At 66.2% G+C, this 20174-nt stretch carries 20 protein-coding genes and 5 tRNA genes; 18 read left to right on the top strand and 7 right to left on the bottom strand.

Translation table 11 applies throughout. The features are described from left to right. Positions 1–24 precede the first annotated feature (24 nt). Together phoB and LU699_RS01450 are read right to left on the bottom strand one after the other, a co-directional pair. Entirely contained in the window at positions 25–714 is a 690-nt protein-coding gene (gene phoB, locus LU699_RS01455; RefSeq protein WP_232138165.1) for a phosphate regulon transcriptional regulator PhoB, read from the bottom strand. 228 nt (positions 715–942) lie between these two features. Next, positions 943–2616 carry a M48 family metalloprotease gene (locus LU699_RS01450; RefSeq protein WP_232580457.1) on the bottom strand — a complete coding sequence of 558 codons (1674 nt, stop codon included), beginning with the start codon at positions 2614–2616 and terminating at the stop codon, positions 943–945. A 213-nt stretch (positions 2617–2829) separates the two neighbouring features. Between LU699_RS01450 and grxC the strand changes: the two genes are divergently transcribed. From grxC to LU699_RS01430, 4 genes are all read left to right on the top strand, one after another. Then, complete coding sequence (gene grxC / locus LU699_RS01445; RefSeq protein WP_232150586.1) at positions 2830–3078, top strand: glutaredoxin 3; 249 nt, start codon at positions 2830–2832, stop codon at positions 3076–3078. Further along, positions 3075–3467, top strand: a complete 393-nt coding sequence (locus tag LU699_RS01440) for a carboxymuconolactone decarboxylase family protein (RefSeq protein WP_232138161.1) — start codon at positions 3075–3077, stop codon at positions 3465–3467. The genes grxC and LU699_RS01440 overlap by 4 nt, the downstream gene beginning before the upstream one ends. Positions 3468–3632: 165 nt before the next feature. Beyond that, on the top strand, positions 3633–4640 hold the full coding sequence (locus tag LU699_RS01435) for an isocitrate dehydrogenase (RefSeq protein ID WP_232580456.1): 1008 nt from the start codon (positions 3633–3635) through the stop codon (positions 4638–4640). A 165-nt stretch (positions 4641–4805) separates the two neighbouring features. Further along, a complete protein-coding gene (locus LU699_RS01430) occupies positions 4806–6137 on the top strand; it encodes a Na+/H+ antiporter NhaC family protein (RefSeq protein ID WP_232138159.1) in 1332 nt (443 codons plus the stop codon). A 72-nt stretch (positions 6138–6209) separates the two neighbouring features. Here LU699_RS01430 and LU699_RS01425 read toward each other — a convergent pair whose 3' ends face one another. Continuing rightward, positions 6210–6971: a Bax inhibitor-1/YccA family protein gene (locus LU699_RS01425; protein ID WP_232150571.1), complete on the bottom strand. Its 762-nt coding sequence runs from the start codon at positions 6969–6971 to the stop codon at positions 6210–6212. A gap of 156 nt (positions 6972–7127) precedes the next feature. Between LU699_RS01425 and LU699_RS01420 the strand changes: the two genes are divergently transcribed. The 9 genes from LU699_RS01420 (at position 7128) to lon (ending at position 14300) form a co-directional block, all read left to right on the top strand. Beyond that, positions 7128–7204 (top strand) — tRNA-Pro (locus LU699_RS01420). 35 nt (positions 7205–7239) lie between these two features. After that, positions 7240–7316, top strand: a tRNA-Arg gene (locus LU699_RS01415). Between the two features lie 30 nt (positions 7317–7346). Further along, positions 7347–7423 (top strand) — tRNA-His (locus tag LU699_RS01410). Positions 7424–7497: 74 nt separating this feature from the next. Continuing rightward, positions 7498–7573, top strand: a tRNA-Lys gene (locus tag LU699_RS01405). Positions 7574–7852: 279 nt separating this feature from the next. Continuing rightward, positions 7853–7937, top strand: a tRNA-Leu gene (locus tag LU699_RS01400). Between the two features lie 294 nt (positions 7938–8231). Further along, complete coding sequence (gene tig / locus LU699_RS01395; RefSeq protein ID WP_232138157.1) at positions 8232–9539, top strand: trigger factor; 1308 nt, start codon at positions 8232–8234, stop codon at positions 9537–9539. A gap of 59 nt (positions 9540–9598) precedes the next feature. Beyond that, positions 9599–10225, top strand: coding sequence for an ATP-dependent Clp endopeptidase proteolytic subunit ClpP (clpP, locus tag LU699_RS01390; protein ID WP_232138156.1), 627 nt, complete (start codon positions 9599–9601; stop codon positions 10223–10225). Between the two features lie 112 nt (positions 10226–10337). Then, complete coding sequence (gene clpX, locus LU699_RS01385) at positions 10338–11624, top strand: ATP-dependent Clp protease ATP-binding subunit ClpX (protein WP_232150575.1); 1287 nt, start codon at positions 10338–10340, stop codon at positions 11622–11624. A 222-nt stretch (positions 11625–11846) separates the two neighbouring features. Then, positions 11847–14300: an endopeptidase La gene (gene lon, locus LU699_RS01380; protein ID WP_232138154.1), complete on the top strand. Its 2454-nt coding sequence runs from the start codon at positions 11847–11849 to the stop codon at positions 14298–14300. Between the two features lie 127 nt (positions 14301–14427). Here lon and LU699_RS01375 read toward each other — a convergent pair whose 3' ends face one another. Together LU699_RS01375 and LU699_RS01370 are read right to left on the bottom strand one after the other, a co-directional pair. Next, on the bottom strand, positions 14428–14784 hold the full coding sequence (locus tag LU699_RS01375) for a hypothetical protein (protein WP_232138152.1): 357 nt from the start codon (positions 14782–14784) through the stop codon (positions 14428–14430). A gap of 11 nt (positions 14785–14795) precedes the next feature. Beyond that, positions 14796–15368: a Smr/MutS family protein gene (locus LU699_RS01370; RefSeq protein WP_232138150.1), complete on the bottom strand. Its 573-nt coding sequence runs from the start codon at positions 15366–15368 to the stop codon at positions 14796–14798. A gap of 123 nt (positions 15369–15491) precedes the next feature. Between LU699_RS01370 and surE the strand changes: the two genes are divergently transcribed. From surE to LU699_RS01345, 5 genes are all read left to right on the top strand, one after another. Continuing rightward, positions 15492–16274: a 5'/3'-nucleotidase SurE gene (gene surE / locus LU699_RS01365; RefSeq protein WP_232138220.1), complete on the top strand. Its 783-nt coding sequence runs from the start codon at positions 15492–15494 to the stop codon at positions 16272–16274. Beyond that, positions 16271–16966 carry a protein-L-isoaspartate(D-aspartate) O-methyltransferase gene (locus LU699_RS01360; protein WP_232138147.1) on the top strand — a complete coding sequence of 232 codons (696 nt, stop codon included), beginning with the start codon at positions 16271–16273 and terminating at the stop codon, positions 16964–16966. Before surE ends, LU699_RS01360 begins: the two co-directional genes overlap by 4 nt. Further along, positions 16966–17550 (top strand): YqaA family protein, encoded by a 585-nt coding sequence (locus tag LU699_RS01355; RefSeq protein ID WP_232138145.1) that lies wholly within the window; start codon positions 16966–16968, stop codon positions 17548–17550. The genes LU699_RS01360 and LU699_RS01355 overlap by 1 nt, the downstream gene beginning before the upstream one ends. Then, positions 17547–18290 (top strand): peptidoglycan DD-metalloendopeptidase family protein, encoded by a 744-nt coding sequence (locus tag LU699_RS01350; protein ID WP_232138143.1) that lies wholly within the window; start codon positions 17547–17549, stop codon positions 18288–18290. Before LU699_RS01355 ends, LU699_RS01350 begins: the two co-directional genes overlap by 4 nt. Before the next feature lie 209 nt (positions 18291–18499). Beyond that, positions 18500–19396, top strand: a complete 897-nt coding sequence (locus tag LU699_RS01345) for a hypothetical protein (RefSeq protein ID WP_232138142.1) — start codon at positions 18500–18502, stop codon at positions 19394–19396. Between the two features lie 6 nt (positions 19397–19402). On the opposite strand, the gene LU699_RS01340 is transcribed toward LU699_RS01345, so the two are convergent. Beyond that, entirely contained in the window at positions 19403–19792 is a 390-nt protein-coding gene (locus tag LU699_RS01340) for an Mth938-like domain-containing protein (protein ID WP_232138140.1), read from the bottom strand. An 18-nt stretch (positions 19793–19810) separates the two neighbouring features. Then, on the bottom strand, positions 19811–20116 hold the full coding sequence (gene yhbY, locus LU699_RS01335; RefSeq protein ID WP_232138138.1) for a ribosome assembly RNA-binding protein YhbY: 306 nt from the start codon (positions 20114–20116) through the stop codon (positions 19811–19813). Between the last annotated feature and the right edge of the window lie 58 nt (positions 20117–20174).

Here is a 20174-nt window from a genome sequence, read left to right as displayed (position 1 = left end):
AAGCAGGGCGCGGCGCGCGTCGCGTCAGACCGACGCCGAGAACCGGTAGCCCGACCCCCGCACCGTCTGCACCATCCCATCCAGCGCACTCGGCTCGAGGGTCTTGCGCAAACGGCGGATATGCACGTCGACCGTGCGCTCCTCGACGTAGACGCTGCCGCCCCAGACGTGGTCGAGCAGCTGCGAGCGGCTGTAGACGCGTTCGGGATGAGTCATAAAAAAATGCAGCAGGCGGTATTCGGTCGGGCCGATCGTGACCGGTGCGTCGCTGGCGAACACGCGATGCGCGGCGCCGTCGATGCGCAGGGCGCCGACGGTGACGCTGCCGTCCTCGTCGTCGTCGCGGGCGCGGCGCATGACCGCGCGGATGCGGGCCAGCAATTCGCGCGCCGAGAACGGCTTGACCACGTAATCGTCGACGCCGGCTTCGAGGCCGCCAACGCGATCGTTCTCCTCGCCGCGGGCGGTGAGCATGATGATCGGGATGTCGCGGGTCAGCGCGTCCTTGCGCCAGCGGCGCGCCAGTTCCAGACCGCTGGTGCCGGGTAGCATCCAGTCGAGCAGGATCAGGTCCGGCACGCGGTCGACGATCGCCGACTGCGCCTCACGCGCGTCGCCGGCGTGCATCGGCTCGAACTCGCCCTTGCGGAGCGCGAAGGCGACCATGTCGCGGATCGCCGGTTCGTCATCGACGATGAGGATGCGTTTCTGCATGGATCGGTCCATAGCGCCGGTGGGATGGCGCCATTACACGACAGTTTTGTGACGGTTTGGCGACAGGCGCGGCCCGGTGTCATGAGGCGCGGTCAGCAGACGTCGCGGCACGCGAGCACCTTTCCTTCCGGGAGAGAGCCCCGAATCTGATCCGGGACCAATGCGCATTCCGCGTCGGGTGAGGGCAGGCCGTGAATCAGTCGTGCCGAACGCTGCACAGCCCTCGACTCAACGTCGCCGCAGATCCTCATCCCGGATGCCCTGGCGCCGCAGCTCCAGCACCGTGGGGGTGATCGACGCGATCCGCGCGTCGATGCGGGTGCGCGCGTAATAGTCCAGATCCTCGCGCTTCTTCAGCGTATTGAGCTGGATCAGCGCCTGCTCCGGCCGGCCGCCGAGCACCGCCGCTTCCGCCCAGGCCTCGCCGGCGCGGACCGGATCGCCAGCCGTCTCGCTGGCCCGGGCAAGGGCGCGCTGGAACGCCGGATCGCCGCCGGAGGAATTCAGCAGCGGCCGCAGGATCGCCTGCGCGCGCAGCCCGGCTTCGGGCGTATTGCGCTCGGCCAGTGCGGCGGCATAGGTCAGCACCACCGCCGGATGGCGCGGCATGCGGTCGATCAGGGTCTCGAAGCGCTGGTCGGCGGCTGCGATCCGGCCGGCGCGCGCGTCGGTCTCGGCCACGCCCAGCGTCAGCCAGACATCGCCCGGATATTCGGCCAGCAGTTCGCCAAAGGTCTTGCCCGCGGCGTCGAGTTCATTGAGCCGCTGGCGGGCGACGGCGAGGCCGTAGCGCTGCGCATCGGTCAACCTGCCGTTGCGGCGCATCGCCTCGTACTCGCGCACCGCCTGCGCGGGCGTGTTGGCGCTGAGCACCCGCAGACGTTCGCGGGCCCAGCCGAATGCCGTGCCGTCGATACCCGACAGCGCATTCGCCGGCAGACGCAGATCCACCGGCAACATCGGATTGCCGAATCCACGCGCAGGCGCCTCGGCGCCGGGGCTCACCGGCACGCGTTCGGTACGTGTGCCTTCCGGTGTCGACGTGGTCACCTGCACGGTGTCGCGGTCCATGCGTTCGGCGCGGTCGCGCGCCTCGCTGATGCGCGTGGTGGTGACCGGGTGCGTGCGCAGGTAATCGGGCACCCGCTCGCGATCGCCACCCTGGTTGGTGCGCGACACCGCCTGCATGCGCTCGAACATCGAGGCCATGCTTTCGGGGTCGTAACCGGCGCGCGACAGCGTGCGGATGCCGAGCCGGTCGGCTTCGGATTCGTTCGAACGTGTGTAGTCGATCTGCCGCTGTATCGCGAGGCCCTGCGCGCCGGCGATGACCGCCATCGCGGCATCATCGGAGGAATTGCTGCCGCTCTGCGAGGCGACCGCGATCGCGCCGAGCATCGCCAGCAGCATCGGCATCTGGTCGCGTTGCGCGCGCTCGACGCCGCGCAGCACGTGGGACTGGGTGACGTGCGCGACCTCATGCGCAAGCACTGCGGCGACTTCGTCCTCGGTCTCGGCCGCGAGTACCAGGCCGGCGTTCATGCCGATGTAGCCGCCCAACGTCGCGAATGCGTTGATGCTGCGGTCGCGCATCATGAAGAACGTGAAAGGTTGCTGCGGCTGGTCGCTCGACGAGGCGAGGCGATTGCCGGTGCCGCGCAGCCAGCCATCGACCAGCGGATCTTCCAGCACGTAGTTGTAGTGACGCAGCTGCGCCAGCAGCATCTGGCCGTATTCGGATTGCTTCCCAGGACTGAGCACGTTGCCGGCGGACGAACCGATATCCGGCAAGCGCGTGTCCTGCGCTGGCGCGCACACCGCGGCCGTCGCCAGCACCAGTGCCGTGATCGGCGGCAGCAGGGCGAAGCGGGCAGGGCGGTGGGGCGTCTGGGTTCGGCGCATCGGCTCGTTCGGGTCAGGCGGCGAAGGTGCAGCATGCCGGTGGCATGCGCGGAGGGCATGAATGCCATGTTAAGGCGGCGGTGCGCGGCGTCGCATGGAAAACACGGCGCCGCACCCCCATCTGACCGACAATCGCCCGACAAGTTTCCGGAGACTGCCGTGACCCTCGATTCCCCCACTTCCGCATCGTCCGGCGCCGCGCCGGAGATCGTGATGTACACCAGTGCGATCTGCGGCTACTGCGTCGCCGCCAAGACCTTCCTCAAGAGTCAGGGTCTGGACTGGCGTGAGGTCCGCATCGATCTCGACGTCGCCGAGCGCGAACGCATGGTCGCGCTCGCGCGTCGCACCAGCGTGCCGCAGATCTTCGTCGGCGAGACCCATGTGGGTGGCTACGACGACATGATGGCGCTGCACCGCAAGGGCGGATTCCTGCCGCTGATCCAGGGCGCGGGCGCATGAGCGGCGAGAGCGAGAACGACCGCGTCGCCGAGTTCAGCGCATACCGCAAGCGCATGAACGAGCGCATTCTGGCCGAGCCCAACCAGGTCGTGCGCCGTTTCTTCGCGCTCGACACGCAGACCTACCAGGCCGGCGCGCTCGATCTCAAGACCAAGGAACTGCTCGGTCTGGTCGCGTCGATGGTGCTGCGTTGCGACGACTGCATCAGCTATCACGTGGCGCAGTGCAAGGACGCCGGCGCGACGCGCGAGGAGCTGTTCGAAACCTTCTCCGTGGGCCTCGTCGTCGGCGGCAGCATCGTGATCCCGCACATGCGTCGCGCGGTCGATTTCCTCGATCGACTGGAGCAGGGTGACGCCGGTACTCCGGCAGCCCACACGCACGACTGAGTGCGTCTGCGAGGCGCGCCGGATGCGTCGCTCACGATGCCGCGATCGCGCTCCGGTGTGCCTGCGTTTGGGTCGGGGCGGGCGCCTCGGGCATAATGGGCGGGTTTCCCCTTCACCCGACGTCGCGCATTGCGCGTCGTCCCTGCGCACGGAATCCCACCCCACATGACGCACACGATTACGGTCATCCGCGGCGACGGCATCGGCCCGGAGATCATGGACGCGACGCTGCACGTGCTCGACGCGATGCAGCTCGGCCTCACCTACGAAGACGCGGACGCGGGCCTGATGGCGCTCGAAAAGCACGGCGAACTGCTGCCGGCCGCGACGCTCGAATCGATCCGCCGCAACAAGATCGCGCTCAAGAGCCCGCTGACCACGCCGGTCGGTGGCGGCTTCAGCTCGATCAACGTCGAACTGCGTCGCCAGTTCGACCTCTACGCCAACGTGCGTCCGGCGACCTCGTTCCCGAATACGCGCTCGCGTTTCGCCGATGGCGTGAATCTCATCACGATCCGTGAGAACACCGAAGGTTCGTACATCAGCGAAGGCCAGGAAACCTCGGCCGACGGCGAGACCGCGGTGTCGATCACGCGCATCACCCGCAAGGGTTCGGACCGCATCGTGCGCTACGCGTTCGAGCTGGCGCGCAAGACCGGTCGCAAGAAGGTCACGATCGTCCACAAGGCCAACATCCTCAAGAGCACCTCGGGCCTGTTCCTGAAGGTCGCGCGCGAAGTGGCCGCCGAGTATCCGGACATCGAAGCCAACGAGATGATCGTCGACAACACCTGCATGCAGCTGGTGATGCGTCCCGAGCAGTTCGACATCATCGTGACGACGAACCTGTTCGGCGACATCATTTCCGACCTGTGCGCCGGTCTCGTCGGCGGTCTGGGTCTGGCCCCGGGCGCGAACATCGGCACGGACGCGGCGATCTTCGAAGCCGTGCACGGCTCGGCGCCGGACATCGCCGGCAAGGGCGTCGCCAACCCCTGCGCGCTGCTGCTCGCTGCCGCGCAGATGCTCGACCATCTGGCGCTGCCGGAGCAGGCCGAGCGCCTGCGCAAGGCGATCGTCGCCACGCTCGAAGCCAAGGACGGCGTGACGCCGGACCTCGGCGGCACCGGCAACACCATGGCTTTCGCCAAGGCGATCGCGGCATGCCTGTAAGGCAGGCCGCAATCCACGCGCGCCGCACGCCGGCGACGCGGCAACGGAAACGGGACGCTTCGGCGTCCCGTTTTTCGTTGCAGGCCATCCTGCCGGTCGTCATGACGGGCCGACGCGTCCTGCGCACAATGCGCACACGCATCGCCCCTCCCGGAATCCACCCGCATGACCGTCCGTCCCAGCGCACTCGCGCTGACGCCGCTGCTGCTGTTCCTCGCGCTGTTCTTCGGCGCCGGGCTGTATTTCACCGCGCAGGGCGAGGCGATGGGGTTCTACCAGCTGCGCGCGCCGGTCGCGATCCTGCCCGCGCTGGCGCTCGCCGCCTGGATCGCGCATCGCCGCGGCCTGCAGGCCGGCGACATCCTGCTGCGCGGCATGGGTGATCCCAACATCGTGCTGATGTGCCTGATCTTTCTGCTGGCGGGCGCGTTCGCGTACGTGTCGAGCGCGATCGGTGCGGTGGATGCGGTGGTGTCGATCGGCCTGTCGGCGATTCCCGCGCCGCTGATCCTGCCGGGTCTGTTCGTGCTGTCGGCGCTGATCTCGCTGGCGATCGGCACGTCGATGGGCACGATCGCCGCCGTCGTGCCGATCGCGCTCGGCGTTGCCGAGGCCTCCGGCCTGGATCGTGCGCTGGTGGTCGGCGCGGTGATCGGTGGCGCGATGTTCGGCGACAACCTGTCGATGATCTCCGACACCACGATCGCCGCGACCCGCACCCAGGGCGCGCAGATGCGCGACAAGTTCCGCGAAAATTTCAAGATCGCGACGCCGGCAGCGCTGGCCACTGTCGTGCTGCTCGGCGTGATGGGCGGCGCCTCGCCGATCGAATCGGAAAGCAGCGCGTCCGCGTGGCTGATGCTGCCGTACGTGATCGTGCTGGCGCTCGCCCTGGCCGGCGTCGACGTGCTGATCGTGCTGGGCCTGGGCATCGTGCTGGCCGGCGGATTCGGCCTGGTGTTCGCCGATGACTACGGCGTGGTGCCGTTCGTGGGCGATATCTGGACCGGCTTCGAAGGCATGGTCGAAATCCTGCTGCTTTCGCTGCTGATCGGCGGTCTGGGCGCTTTGACCAAGGCCAGCGGCGGCCTCGACTGGCTGGCGCAGCTGATCGGGAAGTTCGCGCGCGGGCGTCGTAGCCGGCGCTCGGGGGAGTTCAGCATTGCCGCGTTGTCGACCGCGGCCGACGTGTTCACCGCCAATAACACCGTCGCGATTCTGGTCAGCGGCAGCGTCGCCCGCGATATCGCGGAGAAGCACGGCATCAGCCCCAGGCGCGCGGCCAGCGTGCTCGACATCTTCGCCTGCGTTGCGCAGGGCGTGCTGCCGTATGGCGCGCAGATCCTGCTGGCCGCATCACTCGCATCGGTCTCGCCACTCGCGCTCGCCGGCAGCGTGCACTACTGCTGGCTGCTTGCCGTCGTGACCATCGGTTTCATGCTCTGGCCGGGCCGCAAGAACACTGGCGCTGTCGAGGTGCCCACGACGCGGAGCTGATTTCGCGGATAAGCACCACGCACAAAAAAGGCGCCCGATCCGGGCGCCTTCTTCGTTGTGGAGCAGGGTGGCTCAGCGCTGCTGCAGCTTCGACAGCAGGCGCAGGAACTCGATGTACAGCCACACCAGCGTGACCATCAGGCCGAACGCGCCGTACCACTCCATGTACTTCGGCGCGCCCTGTTCGACGCCGGTTTCGATGAAGTCGAAGTCCAGCACCAGATTCAGCGCGGCAATGACGATCACGAACAGGCTGAAGCCGATGCCGACCAGGCCCGATTCGTGGATCAGCGGGATCGATACGCCGAAGAAGCCCAGCGCGATGGTCGCCAGATACACCAGCGCAATGCCGCCGGTCGCGGCCACGACACCGAGCTTGAAGTTCTCCGTCGCCTTGATCAGGCCGGTGCGGTAGGCGAACAGCAGCGCGAACAGCGTGCCGAAGGTCAGCATCACCGCCTGCAGCACGATGCCTTCGTACATGAAGTTGTATATCGCCGAGATCGCACCGAGGAAGAAGCCCTCGACCAGCGCATAGGCCGGCGCGGTGACCGGCGCCCATTCCTTCTTGAACACCGTGACCATCGCCAGAATGACGCCGCCGATCGCGCCGCCCCACATGTAGATGCCGAAGCCCGGTTGCGGACGGCCGTCGGCGCCGAACTCGACCTGCGACCACGCGAACGCGGCAGTGATGATCGTCAGCAGCAGCAGAAAGCCGGTTTTGTTGACGGTGCCGTTGAGGGTCATCGCCTCGCCGTCGCGTGACACGACGCTGCCGCTGGCGAGATCGAGGAAGGTGGATTCCTTCAGTGCCGGATTGCCGCTGCGCATGAGTTTCGCCCCTGTCTGTCCATGGATTCGGATCGGAAGGGAGGATACACGTGCATCCGTATGCTGCACTGCATTGACAGCACGCGCGGCGGTCGTACAATTGCGCCCTTCGTACGGCCCTGGCCGTGTCGGGTCAGGTTCGACCGCTTGTTCCGGCGGGGTATAGCGCAGTCTGGTAGCGCGCCTGCTTTGGGAGCAGGATGTCGGGGGTTCGAATCCCTCTACCCCGACCATCGGGTACCAGCCGCGTTTATCATTCGACGCACTGGCGCCCGTAGCTCAACCGGATAGAGCACCGACCTTCTAAGTCGGGGGTTACAGGTTCGATTCCTGTCGGGCGCGCCACGACCCAAGGTACGAGACAAGTTTTCTGTGGTGGATGTAGCTCAGTTGGTTAGAGCACCGGATTGTGATTCCGGGGGTCGCGGGTTCAAATCCCGTCTTCCACCCCATTGCTTCACCGGGTAACACACGAAAAGTGTTGCCCAAGCGCGCAAAGTTTTTTACAATGCGCGCCCGCTTCATCGGGCCGTTAGCTCAGTTGGTAGAGCAGTTGACTCTTAATCAATAGGTCCAAGGTTCGAATCCTTGACGGCCCACCAGTTACACGAAAACGCCCGGCATTGCCGGGCGTTTTTCGTTTCAGGCGTTCGAGGTGGATTCGAATCTGCGGTTCGCCTGCTGCGCAGGTCCGGCCATGCGTAGCGCGCATGGCGTTCGCAAGGGCGCGAACCAGCGGTTCGCTGCTGCCGGTGCTCGCCCTTTACGGCCCACCATTCACCCGAAAGCGCCCGGCACTGCCAAGCGGCTTTCGTTTGACTGCTGCCAAAACAGCGGGGTGATGGACTAACATGCCGCGGCTCGCCAGCGGCGGGCACGAAGCGAAAGTGGCGGAATTGGTAGACGCCCTGGTTTTAGGTACCAGTGCCGCAAGGCGTGGGGGTTCGAGTCCCCCCTTTCGCACCATCCCGGACCCGGCGGGTCGCTGCGGGCGCACGGGGCAGGCGGCGGGTTGCGCGCCGACGTCCGCTGATTGCGGCGCCGAGTGTGTCAGGGCGGTCTCCGATCCATGCCTGGAGGCCCTCGCCGGGGATATCGCGCTTCGGGTCCTGGCGCCCGCACTGGTGGCGGCCACGTCCCGAATCCGCCAAACTAGTCCGTTCCGTCGCCGCCTCCCTGGAATGGGCGGCCGGCAGAGTTCAGAACCAATTCCCAACAGTCAGATGTCATGCGGCACTGTCCGCAAGCGCAGGAGTGGATATGCAAGTTTCGGTCGAATCGCTGGGTAGCCTGGAACGCAAGATGACGTTCCGCGTGCCGTCCGAACGCCTGGATACCCAGGTCGGTGGCCGTCTGCGCGAAATCGCGCGGACCACCCGTCTCAAGGGTTTCCGTCCCGGCAAGGTGCCGGCCAAGGTCGTCGAACAGCGCTTCGGCGAGCAGGTCCGCGCCGAAGAGCTCGACCGTCTGCTGCGCGAAGGTTTCGACCAGGCCATCCGCGAGAATGAGCTGCAGATCGCCGGCCAGCCGCGCATTGCGCCGGAAGGCGAGGCGGGCGAAGGCGAACTCGCGTTCACCGCGACCTTCGAGATCGTGCCGGACTTCGGCTCCATCGAACTCGAGAACCTGGAAGTCGTGCGTCACACCGCCGAAGTGGCGGAAGACGACATCGACCGCATGATCGAGAACCTGCGCCTGCAGCGCCGCAGCTGGAGCGCGGTCACGCGTGGCGCGCAGAAGGGAGATGCGGTCGATGTCGAGACCTGGTCGCAGATCGGCGACGACCGTCTGCCGGCCGAAGGCGCCGAGCGTGGCGTCACCGTGCTCGGTTCGGGCGCGATGTACCCGGAGATCGAGGACGCACTGATCGGTCTGGCCAAGGGCGAAGAGAAGGCGATCGAGGTCAGCTTCCCGGCCGACTGGCGCGTGCCGCAGCTGGCCGGCAAGCAGGCCACCGTGCACGTCAAGGTCGAGCAGGTCTCCGAGCAGCAGCTGCCGGAAGTCGATCAGGCCTTCATCCGCAGCTTCGGCGTCAAGAGCGGCGAGATGGCGCAGTTCCGCACCGAGATCCGCAGCAACCTGGAGCGCGAGCTCAAGGGCGCGCTGATGAACCGTCTGCGTCGCGAAGTCGGCGAGCAGCTGGTCGCAGCCTTCGCGCACGTCGAACTGCCGCCGAAGCTGGTCGAGTCCGAGGCGAAGTCGCTGCTGCGCCAGACCGTCGAGCAGGCCCGTCGCAACGGCCAGAACCCGACCGTCGCCGACGACGCGCACAACGAGTTCCTTGAGCCGGCGCGCAAGCGCGTGCTCGTCGGCCTGCTGGTCGGCGAAGTCGCCCGTCGCAACCAGCTCAAGCTCGACCCCAAGCGCGTGAACGAAACGATGCGCCTGATCGCCTCGACCTACGAAGAGCCGCAGCAGGTCATTGAGATGTACCGCAACGACCCCCAGCTGATGTCGGGACTGCAGAACCGTGTGATGGAAGAGCAGGTGATCGACTGGATCGCCGAGCGCGCCAAGCACACGGAGCAGTCGCTGAGCTTCCAGGACGCGATCGGCCCGCAGGGCTGAGCCACGCGCACCCCGTCCGGTCCATGTGGGCCGGACGCTCCACCGACGGGAATTGATTGATGAGCATCGAGACGAAAGCCCTCAACCTGGTGCCGATGGTGGTCGAGCAGACCAGCCGCGGCGAGCGCGCGTACGACATCTACTCGCGCCTGTTGAAGGAGCGCGTGATCTTCCTCGTCGGCGGCATCGACGACCACATGGCGAACGTGATCGTCGCCCAGCTGTTGTTCCTTGAGGCGGAAAACCCCGAGAAGGACATCAACCTGTACATCAACTCGCCCGGCGGCATCGTCACGGCGGGCATGGCGATCTACGACACCATGCAGTTCATCAAGCCGGACGTCAGCACGATCTGCATCGGCCAGGCGGCCAGCATGGGCGCGCTGCTGCTGTCGGCGGGCGCTGCGGGCAAGCGTTACGCGCTGCCGAACTCGCGCGTGATGATTCATCAGCCGCTCGGCGGCTTCCAGGGCCAGGCGACGGATATCGATATCCACGCCCGGGAAATCCTGTCGATGAAGCAGCGTCTGAACGAGATCATGGCGCATCACACCGGCCAGCCGCTTGAGACGATCACGCATGACACCGAGCGTGACAACTTCAAGAGCGCGCAGGCTGCGCGCGACTATGGTCTGGTCGACCAGGTGCTCGAGCGTCGTCCCGAAGACTCGATCACCGCCGCCTGACGCTGCTAAACGCTTGATTCACCATGCATATGCGTGACGGCGCGCTCCCGGTGGAGGCGCCGGACGCTGTGCTATTCTCGAAACGAAACCGCAATACAGATTTGGCCAAGGCATGAGCGAAGACCGTCAGGGTCGTTCCGGCGACAGCAACAAAATCCTCTACTGCTCTTTCTGTGGAAAGAGCCAGCATGAGGTGCGCAAGCTGATTGCGGGTCCCAGCGTGTTCATCTGCGACGAATGTGTCGAGCTGTGCAACGACATCATCCGCGAGGAACTCGAGGAGAAGGCGCAGTCGGCGCGCAGCTCGCTGCCCAAGCCGCGCGAAATTCTCGAAGTGCTCGACCAGTACGTCATCGGCCAGCGACGGGCCAAGAAGACGCTGGCGGTGGCGGTGTACAACCACTACAAGCGCATCGAGAGCCGCAGCAAGAACGACGAAGTCGAGCTTGCGAAGTCGAACATCCTGCTGATCGGACCGACCGGTTCGGGCAAGACGCTGCTGGCTGAAACGCTGGCGCGCCTGCTCAATGTGCCGTTCACGATGGCTGACGCCACGACGCTGACCGAAGCCGGTTATGTCGGCGAGGACGTCGAGAACATCATCCAGAAGCTGTTGCAGAAGTGCGACTACGACGCCGAGAAGGCGCAGCAGGGCATCGTCTACATCGACGAGATCGACAAGATTTCGCGCAAGAGCGAAAATCCGTCGATCACGCGTGACGTGTCGGGCGAAGGCGTGCAGCAGGCGCTGCTCAAGCTGATCGAAGGCACGGTCGCCAGCGTGCCGCCGCAGGGCGGTCGCAAGCACCCGCAGCAGGAGTTCCTGCAGGTCGACACCAAGAACATCCTGTTCATCGTCGGCGGCGCGTTCGCGGGCCTCGACAAGGTGATCCAGGCGCGCAGCACTGACGCCAGCGGCATCGGCTTCGGCGCCAAGCTCAAGAGTTCGGAGCGCAAGGCGGAAGTCGGCAAGGTGCTGGCAGACGTCGAGCCGGAAGATCTGATCAAGTTCGGCCTGATCCCCGAGTTCGTCGGCCGTCTGCCGGTCGTGGCAACGCTCGAGGAACTCGACGAGGCCGCGCTGATCCAGATCCTGACCGAGCCCAAGAACGCGATCAGCAAGCAGTTCAAGAAGCTGTTCGAGATGGAAGGCGTGGAACTGGAGTTCCGTCAGGACGCGCTCTCGGCGATCGCCAAGAAGGCGATCAAGCGCAAGACCGGTGCTCGTGGTCTGCGGACGATCGTCGAATCGGTGCTGCTCGACACGATGTACGATCTGCCGTCGCTGGAGAACGTCAGCAAGGTGGTCGTGGACGAGTCGGTGATCGAGCACAAGTCCGAGCCGTACCTGATCTACGAGACCCCTGCTACCGAGCAGAAGGTCGCGTCCGGCGACTGAGTCGACTGCCGGAACGAAACGTTCCGGCGACGCACCAGAGCCGCGGTTTTCCGACCCAGACCGCTTCACGACGCGCCGCGTGCCTCCGGGCCCGCGGCGCTTTCGTATATGGCGATTCAAACGCGCTTGCATCCCGGACGGGCGCGCCCCATAAACGGGGGCAGGGCGACCGTACGGCCGCCAGGGCCGTCCCGCCGGACGGTGCCACACCGAGGAACGACGATGCCCCCACGCAGTACTCCCGAAACCCACGAGCTGCCGGTTCTGCCGCTGCGCGACGTCGTGGTGTTCCCGCACATGGTCATCCCGCTGTTCGTCGGCCGCGACAAGTCGATCCGTGCGCTCGATCTGGCGATGGAAGCCGACAAGCGCATCCTCCTGGTGGCACAGAAGTCCGCCGAAACCGACGACCCGAATGCGGGCGATCTCTACGAGGTCGGCACGCTGGCGACGGTGCTGCAGCTGCTCAAGTTGCCCGACGGCACCATCAAGGTGCTGGTCGAAGGTACCGAGCGCGTCAGGCTGCGCGACATCCGCGAGAACGAAGGCGCGCTGGCCGGCAGTGGCGTGGCGATCCCGCCGCTCGAATCGCGCGAGCCGCGTGAGGTCGAGGCGATCGCGCGGTCGCTGATGAGCCTGTTCGAGCAGTACGTCAAGACCAACCGCAAGCTGCCGCCGGAGCTGCTGCAGACGCTGGCCGGCATCGACGATTCCGCGCGCCTGGCCGATACGATCGCCGCGCACCTGGGCGTGCGTCTGGCCGACAAGCAGCGTCTGCTCGAAGCGACAGACACGGCCGACCGTCTGGAACTGCTGGTCGGTTTCGTCGACGGCGAGATCGACGTGCAGCAGATGGAGAAGCGCATCCGCGGCCGCGTGAAGTCGCAGATGGAGAAGTCGCAGCGCGAGTACTACCTCAACGAACAGATGAAGGCGATCCAGAAAGAGCTGGGCGAGATCGACGACGCGCCGAGCGACATCGATGAGATCGCGCGCAAGATCGCCGAGGCCGGCATGCCGAAGGCGGTCGAAACCAAGGCCAAGGCCGAGTTCAACAAGCTCAAGCAGATGCCGCCGATGTCGGCCGAAGCCTCGGTCGTGCGCAACTACCTCGACTGGCTGCTGGGCGTGCCGTGGAAGAAGCGCAGCAAGGTGCGCAAAGACCTGAAGTCCGCGCAGGACGTGCTCGACGCCGATCACTACGGTCTGGAGAAGGTCAAGGAACGCATCCTCGAGTACCTCGCGGTGCAAACGCGGGTGAAGCAGATGAAGGGTGCGATCCTCTGTCTCGTCGGTCCGCCCGGCGTGGGCAAGACTTCGCTCGGCCAGTCGATCGCGAAAGCGACGAACCGCAAGTTCACGCGCATGGCGCTGGGCGGCGTGCGCGACGAAGCCGAGATCCGCGGGCATCGCCGCACCTACGTCGGTTCGATGCCGGGTCGCATCGTGCAGAGCATGAACAAGATCGGCACCAAGAATCCGCTGTTCCTGCTCGACGAGATCGACAAGATGTCGATGGACTTCCGCGGCGATCCGGCATCGGCGCTGCTGGAAGTGCTCGATCCCGAGCAGAACCACACCTTCAACGATCACTACCTCGAGGTCGATCTCGACCTGTCGGAAGTGATGTTCGTCGCGACGTCGAACTCGCTCAACATCCCCGGTCCGTTGCTCGACCGCATGGAAGTGATCCGGATCCCGGGTTACACCGAGGAAGAGAAGCTCAACATCGCCACGCGTTATCTGCTGCCCAAGCAACTGAAGGCGAATGGTCTGAAAGCCGAAGAGCTGACCGTGTCCGAAGGTGCGGTGCGCGACATCGTGCGCTACTACACGCGCGAATCGGGCGTGCGCAACCTCGAGCGCGAGATCGCCAAGATCTGCCGCAAGGTGGTCAAGGAGATCGCGTTGGCCGGTCCGGTTGCCGTTGGCAAGGGCAAGGCGAAGGGCATCAAGGCGGTCAAGGTCACCGAGAAGAATCTCGACAAGTACCTGGGCGTGCAGCGCTTCGATTTCGGTCGCGCCGAGCAGGACAACGAGGTCGGTCTGGTCACCGGTCTGGCGTGGACGGAAGTCGGTGGCGATCTGCTGCAGATCGAAGCGACGCAGGTGCCGGGCAAGGGTCAGCTCATCCTCACCGGTCAGTTGGGTGACGTGATGAAAGAGTCGGCGTCTGCGGCGATGTCGGTCGTGCGTTCGCGTGCCGAGCGTCTGGGCGTCGAACTCGAAGTGCTGCAGAAGCACGACATCCACGTACACGTGCCGGATGGCGCGACGCCGAAGGATGGTCCGAGTGCGGGTATCGCGATGGCGACGACGCTGGTGTCGCTGCTGACGAAGATTCCGGTGCGCGCGGACGTGGCGATGACCGGCGAGATCACCTTGCGTGGTCGCGTCACGGCGATCGGTGGACTCAAGGAAAAGCTGCTGGCCGCGCTGCGCGGTGGCATCAAGACCGTGATCATCCCCGAGGAGAACCGCAAGGATCTGGCCGACATCCCGAAGAACGTCACCGACGGCATGAAGATCATGCCGGTGAAGTACATCGACGAGGTGCTGGATCTGGCGCTGGAGCGTCCGCTGCCGCCGCCGCCCGGTCAGAAGGTCGAGCGCAAGACCACGCGCAAGGTCGTGCCGCGTGCCGAAGGTGCCAAGCGGACGCGCGTGAAGCACTGAATCGCGCATACCTGTTGAAACCCGACGGCCGTCGCTGCGTTCGCAGCGGCGGCCGTTTTCTCATTGCGGGACTGGATGGCGCGCATGTCCGTGTAGCGCGCAGATCATCGAAGCGGCGTGCCTGTGGTCATGCAGCAGCTGGAAGTCTCAGGCCTTCGATCACGATGCTCGCGACGACGTAGACGCCGAGCAGCGCCACGATGCAGGCTGGCGTCGCGATCACGGCAAAGCCGATGCGTCGCGCGCGCGGACGCATGCGTGCAGCGCGATCGGCGCGATGCCACAGCCAGGCGCCGAGCGTCGACAGCACGCATGCAGGCAGCAGTGAGCCGAACGTCATGACCATCCACAGCAGACCCAGCGACGGCGCGCCGGACGAATAGCGTAGCCGCATCCACAGCTGGGCGAGTGCCGGAATCAACCATGCGACGACGCCGAGCGCGATCGCGAGGACTTTGATGCGGGACGCGCCGCTTTGGGCCACGCGTGACGCGCTCAGCGCTGCCGCGGCCGCAGCAACACCAGCACCGCGCCGGCGCCGCCCTGGCCACCAGGTGCGCTGTGGAACGCGAGCACGTCGGCACGTTGTCGCAGCAGGCGGTCGACGAGGTTCTTGAGGATCGGTGCATCCGGCGACGAGTTCAGACCCTTGCCGTGGATCACGCGCACGCAGCCCACGCCGGCGTCGATCGCATCGCGCAGGAACAGGCGCAGCAGTGCGCTCGCCTGGTTCGCATCGCTGTGATGCAGGTCCAGTTCTTCCTGCGCGGCGTATTCGCCGCGGCCGAGACGCTTCAGCACGCGCGGCGAAATCTCGTCGCGGCGGTATTGCATCGTGTCGCCGCCGCCCAGCAGCGGGCCATCCAGCAATTGCCTGAATTCGCTGCGCGCTTCCGCGTCGTCGCGTTCGGCCATGCGCGTCGACGGGCGCGGTTTCGGCGCCTGCGGCGGCAATGGCGCGGCCGGCAGTTCGCGCACCGGGCCGATCGCACTGCGGAACAGCGCCGCATCATCGTTGTCATCCGACGGCGCTGCAGGCGGATCGGGGCGGTGGCGTCCTCGTTGCATGCCGCTAGCGTAGCGGCGTGCGCGTCCGCGTGCAGTCTTCCGCGCCATCGGAACTGGGGTGGGGGAGATGCATCCGGTATCATGGCCGCCTTGTCCGACGGCTCGGGGCCTCTAGAACGATCCATGCGCGTACTGGTCAGCAACGACGACGGCGTCGACGCCCCCGGCATCCGGATTCTCGCCCAGGGTCTGCGTGATGCCGGCCACGAGGTGCTCGTCGTCGCACCCGATCGCGATCGTTCCGGCGCGAGCAATTCGCTCACGCTCGACATGCCGCTGCGCACCGTGCAGGTCGATGCCTGCACCTGGCGCGTGCATGGGACGCCGACCGATTGCGTGCATGTCGCGATCACCGGTCTGCTGAAACTCGAGCCGGACATCGTGGTGTCGGGCATCAACAACACCGCGAATCTCGGCGACGACGTGATCTATTCCGGCACCGTCGCCGCGGCGATGGAAGGGCGCTTTCTCGGTCTGCCCGCGGTGGCGATGTCGCTGGTCACGCGCAACCATGACGGCAAGCATTACGAGACCGCCGCGCGCGCCGCGGTCGAGATCGTCGCGCGCCTGAAGGCCGATCCGCTGCCTGCCGACACGATTCTCAACGTCAACGTGCCGGATGTGCCGTGGGACGAACTCGCCGGCTTCGAGGTCACGCGGCTGGGCAACCGCCATCGTGCCGAGCCGTGCACGTCGATCGACGATCCGCGCGGCCGCACCTGGTGGTGGATCGGCGCTGCAGGTCCCGAACAGGACGCCGGCCCCGGCACCGATTTCCACGCCGTGCGCACGCAGCACATCGCGATCACGCCGATCCATGTCGACCTCACGCGCTACCAGGCGCTCGAGCACGTCGCCAGCTGGGTCGGCGGTCTCGAAGCGGACCTCAAGGCGACCCAGGCGTGACGGCGCGGATGCGCCTGCAGCCCGAAGCGGTCGGCGTCGGGATGACCTCGCAACGCGTGCGTGACCGGCTGATCGAACGTCTGCGCGATGGCGCGCATCCCGGTTGTGGCATCAGCGACGAACGCGTGCTCAACGCGATCCGCACCGTACCGCGGCATCTGTTCGTCGACGAGGCACTGGCGACGCGTGCCTACGAAGACACCGCGCTCCCGATCGGTCACGGGCAGACGATTTCGCAGCCCTGGGTGGTCGCGCGCATGACCGAAGCGCTGCTCGCGAACGGCATGCCGGGCAGGGTGCTCGAAGTGGGCACCGGCTCCGGTTACCAGGCGACGATCCTCGCCGCGCTCGGCATCGAAGTGCACACCGTCGAGCGCATCGGCGAACTGCTGCGCATCGCGCGCAAGCGTTTCCGCTCGCTGGGCCTCAACGTGCGCAGCAAGCACGACGACGGCCGTATCGGCTGGCCGGAGAACGGGCCGTTCGACGGCATCATCGTCACCGCGGCCGGCCCTGCGCTGGTCGAAGCATTGACCGAGCAGCTCGCCGCGGGCGGCACGCTGGTCGCACCGGTCGGCGCACCGGGCTCGCAACGTCTGCTGGTGCTGCGCAAGCACGCCGACGGACAGATCGAACAGCAGGATGTCGCCGCCGTCGCGTTTGTACCTTTGTTGTCTGGATACGTGGACTGATGCAGTTGTTTGCAAGGATGTACGACACCACGCTCGCGTGGGCCCGCCACCGTCACGCACCGCGTTACCTCACCCTGATGAGCGCCGCCGAATCGGTGGTCTTCCCGATTCCGCCCGACGTCATGCTCGCGCCGATGTCGCTGGCCAAGCCGAAGTCGTGGTGGCGCTATGCGCTGCTGTGCACACTGGGCTCGGTCGCCGGCGGCCTGCTGGGATACATGATCGGTCACTTCGCGCTGGATTTGGTGTGGCCGTGGATCGTGCGCATGGGCTGGCAGCCGGCGTTCGAGAACATCCAGGCGCTGTTCCTCGAGCACGGTCTGCTGTTCGTGTTCATCGCGGCATTCACCCCGATTCCGTACAAGGTATTCACGATCGCGTCGGGTTCGCTCGGGGTCGGCCTGCTACCGTTCGTCGTCGGCTCGGTGCTCGGACGCGGCGCCCGGTTCTTCCTCGTCGCCGGTCTGATGGCGTGGGGCGGCCCGAAGTTCGAGCCGATGCTCAAGCGCTACATCGAATGGCTCGGCTGGTTGATGGTGGGTCTGGTGATCGTTGGACTGGTCTGGTTGGAGATGCGTGGATGAGGAAGCTGGCGGTGTTGCTCGCAGTGGGACTGTTGTCGGCCTGCGGCACCAGTACGGTGGTCCGCGAGGGCGGCAGCAGTGCGCCGACCTCGACGCCCCGTCCCGGCCAGGCGGTCACTGTGCAGCGTGGCGACACCCTCTACCGGCTGGCGACCAGCAACGGCATCAGCGCGCTCGATCTGGCGACCTGGAACAACATCCGCGCCCCTTACACGATCTATCCCGGCCAGCGCCTGCGTCTGTATCCCGGCAGCGGCAGTGCGCCGCTGGCACGCCCCGCGAGTTCGGGCAGCGCGACTGCACAGCGTCCGTCCGTGCGACCCACACAGACCACGCCCCAGGCGCCCGCCGCTGCGCCCGTGCGCAGCCCGTTCCGCTGGCAGTGGCCGACCGAGGGCCAGATCGTCGGCCGCTACGTCGGCAATGATCCGACGAAGCAGGGCGTCGACATCGCCGGCACCTCCGGCCAGGCGGTCAACGCGGCCGCCGACGGTGTGGTGGTGTATTCCGGCGCGGGCCTGGTGGGCTACGGCGAACTCATCATCGTCAAGCACGACGAACAGTGGCTGACCGCCTACGGCCACAACCGCAGCCGCAAGGTCAACGAAGGCGAGCGCGTCCGCGCCGGCCAGCAGATCGCCGAACTGGGTCGTACGGGCGCCGCCCGCGACATGCTGCACTTCGAGATCCGATACAACGGCAAGCCTGTGGATCCGCTGACGTATCTGCCGGCACGCTGATCTCGACCGCGGTGTGTGCGGGCAGATCGTCCGCCGGGAGCGCGAGCAGTTCAATCCAAAAATCGCGCCTGTGGGACGCGTCCGTCTACCGGCGCCAATGACAGATCCTCGCTGCGTTTTCCGACACGCGCTATAGCCCCGGTGCAATGGCCAAGTCCCAGCGCATCGCTGCATGCTGGTGATCCCGATTGCATCGCAGGTGCAGGCCGTTGACTGGATATCTCCTGGCGCTGGTCGCCGCACTGTCGATCCACGTCGACGGACCGCCCGTTTCTACATCGCCTGATGCCGATGTCGCAGGCATCGCTGGAAGCTGGCAGGTATGCGGTGCGATGCGCCTCGACCTCAGAGACACGAATCCGCGTGGCGTGGAAAACGCCAAGCTCGTGTTCCACCCGGATGGCGTACTCGAATGGCGCCCGGCGGAGGCGACCGGACCAGAGCGATCGGAGCATGGCCGCTTCGAATCCGGTGACGGCGGCATCCGTCTGCTCGACCGTACCGGTCGCCAGCTCGGAGTGCTCGCGCACCGTGGCCCCGACGAGCGGGTGTTGAGCCGCGATGGCCGCGACGGAATGCTGCTCTGCAGGCTAGGTGATATCGCGGCGGCCGATCGCATATTGCAGCCGCGCTCGGTCGCGTTCTTCAGATCGGCGGCGTTCGATGATGACGGCATCGCGCGCAATGCTGAAACGCGACAGCCGCCGGCGGATTCCCTGCTCGGTACGTGGGAAATGGCGCGTGTGGTGGTGCGTGATCCGGCGCACGCTTGGTTCGGGTCCAGTCCGTATGGCTGGGGCAGTCTCCGGATCGCCTTCGACGGTCGTCAGATGTGCTTCGCAACCTTGCAACCGCAGGCGAGTGACGTGGATCGCGGTTGTGTGCCGGCGCAGGTGCGCGGTCTGCGGGTGCAGGCCGACGACGATGCGCGCGGCATGCTCGCGCCCTGGCTGGCAGGCGATGTCCGCATCACACCGGATGGCGTCATGCGCGTGCCCCGGCGTGTCTACGAGGAAGAATACGTGTGGCTGGCCCCCGGTGATCTGACCCGGGAACCGCTCGAAGGCCGCATCACGCTGGTCACGTTTTCCGAGGAGAGCGACTAGCTCCAGTCAGCCCGACGCGGCGTCGTCAAGCAGCACGAATGCCGCCACCACCCGACGCCCTTCACCGGCCAGCACATTGAACGTGCGCGCCGCAGCGGCGTTGGTCATGGCTTCGAGGCCGATGCCGCGCGACAGGCATGCGGCCATGGTCGCGGGCGGCGGAAAGCCCTGGGTCTCACCGGTGCCGAGCAGGACGACTTCCGGCTCCAGTGCCAGTACCGGGGCGAGGGCGTCGATGTCGAGCGAGCGGACATCGGTCACCGGCCAGTCCTCGACGAGGGTGCGTGGGGCGACGATGAAGCTGCGGGTCAGGCGGCGGTCGTTGACCAGCGCCAGGCGCCCGTCGGCGCCGCGCAGAACGTAATCGAAATCAGGCGATTCGAGATTGAGCTGCATGCCGCGCCCGTCGTGCGGTCAGGACCGCGGCAGGACGATCTGGCGGCGGTCCTTGCTCTGGCGGTACAGGATGGCCACGTGGCCGATTCGCTGGACGAGTTCGGACGCGGTGCGGCCAGCCAGGTCGGCGATCATCGCATCGCGTTCGTCGCGGTCCGACGCACCCACCTTGACCTTGATCAGTTCGTGATGCTCGAGCGCCGCATCGATTTCGGCGATCAGGGCATCGGTGATGCCTTTGCCGCCTACCTGCAACATGGCTTTGATGCCATGGGCCTGGCCGCGCAGAAAACGGGTCTGGGCAGCGGTCAGGGCATTACTCATGGATGAACCGATCGGGGAAATGAAAGCGACCGGCAGGATATCATGGCCACCGGACGCA

It is taken from the genome of Luteimonas fraxinea (genome assembly GCF_021233355.1).
GTDB lineage: Bacteria > Pseudomonadota > Gammaproteobacteria > Xanthomonadales > Xanthomonadaceae > Luteimonas > Luteimonas fraxinea.
This window is presented reverse-complemented; position numbering and strand designations above follow the sequence as displayed.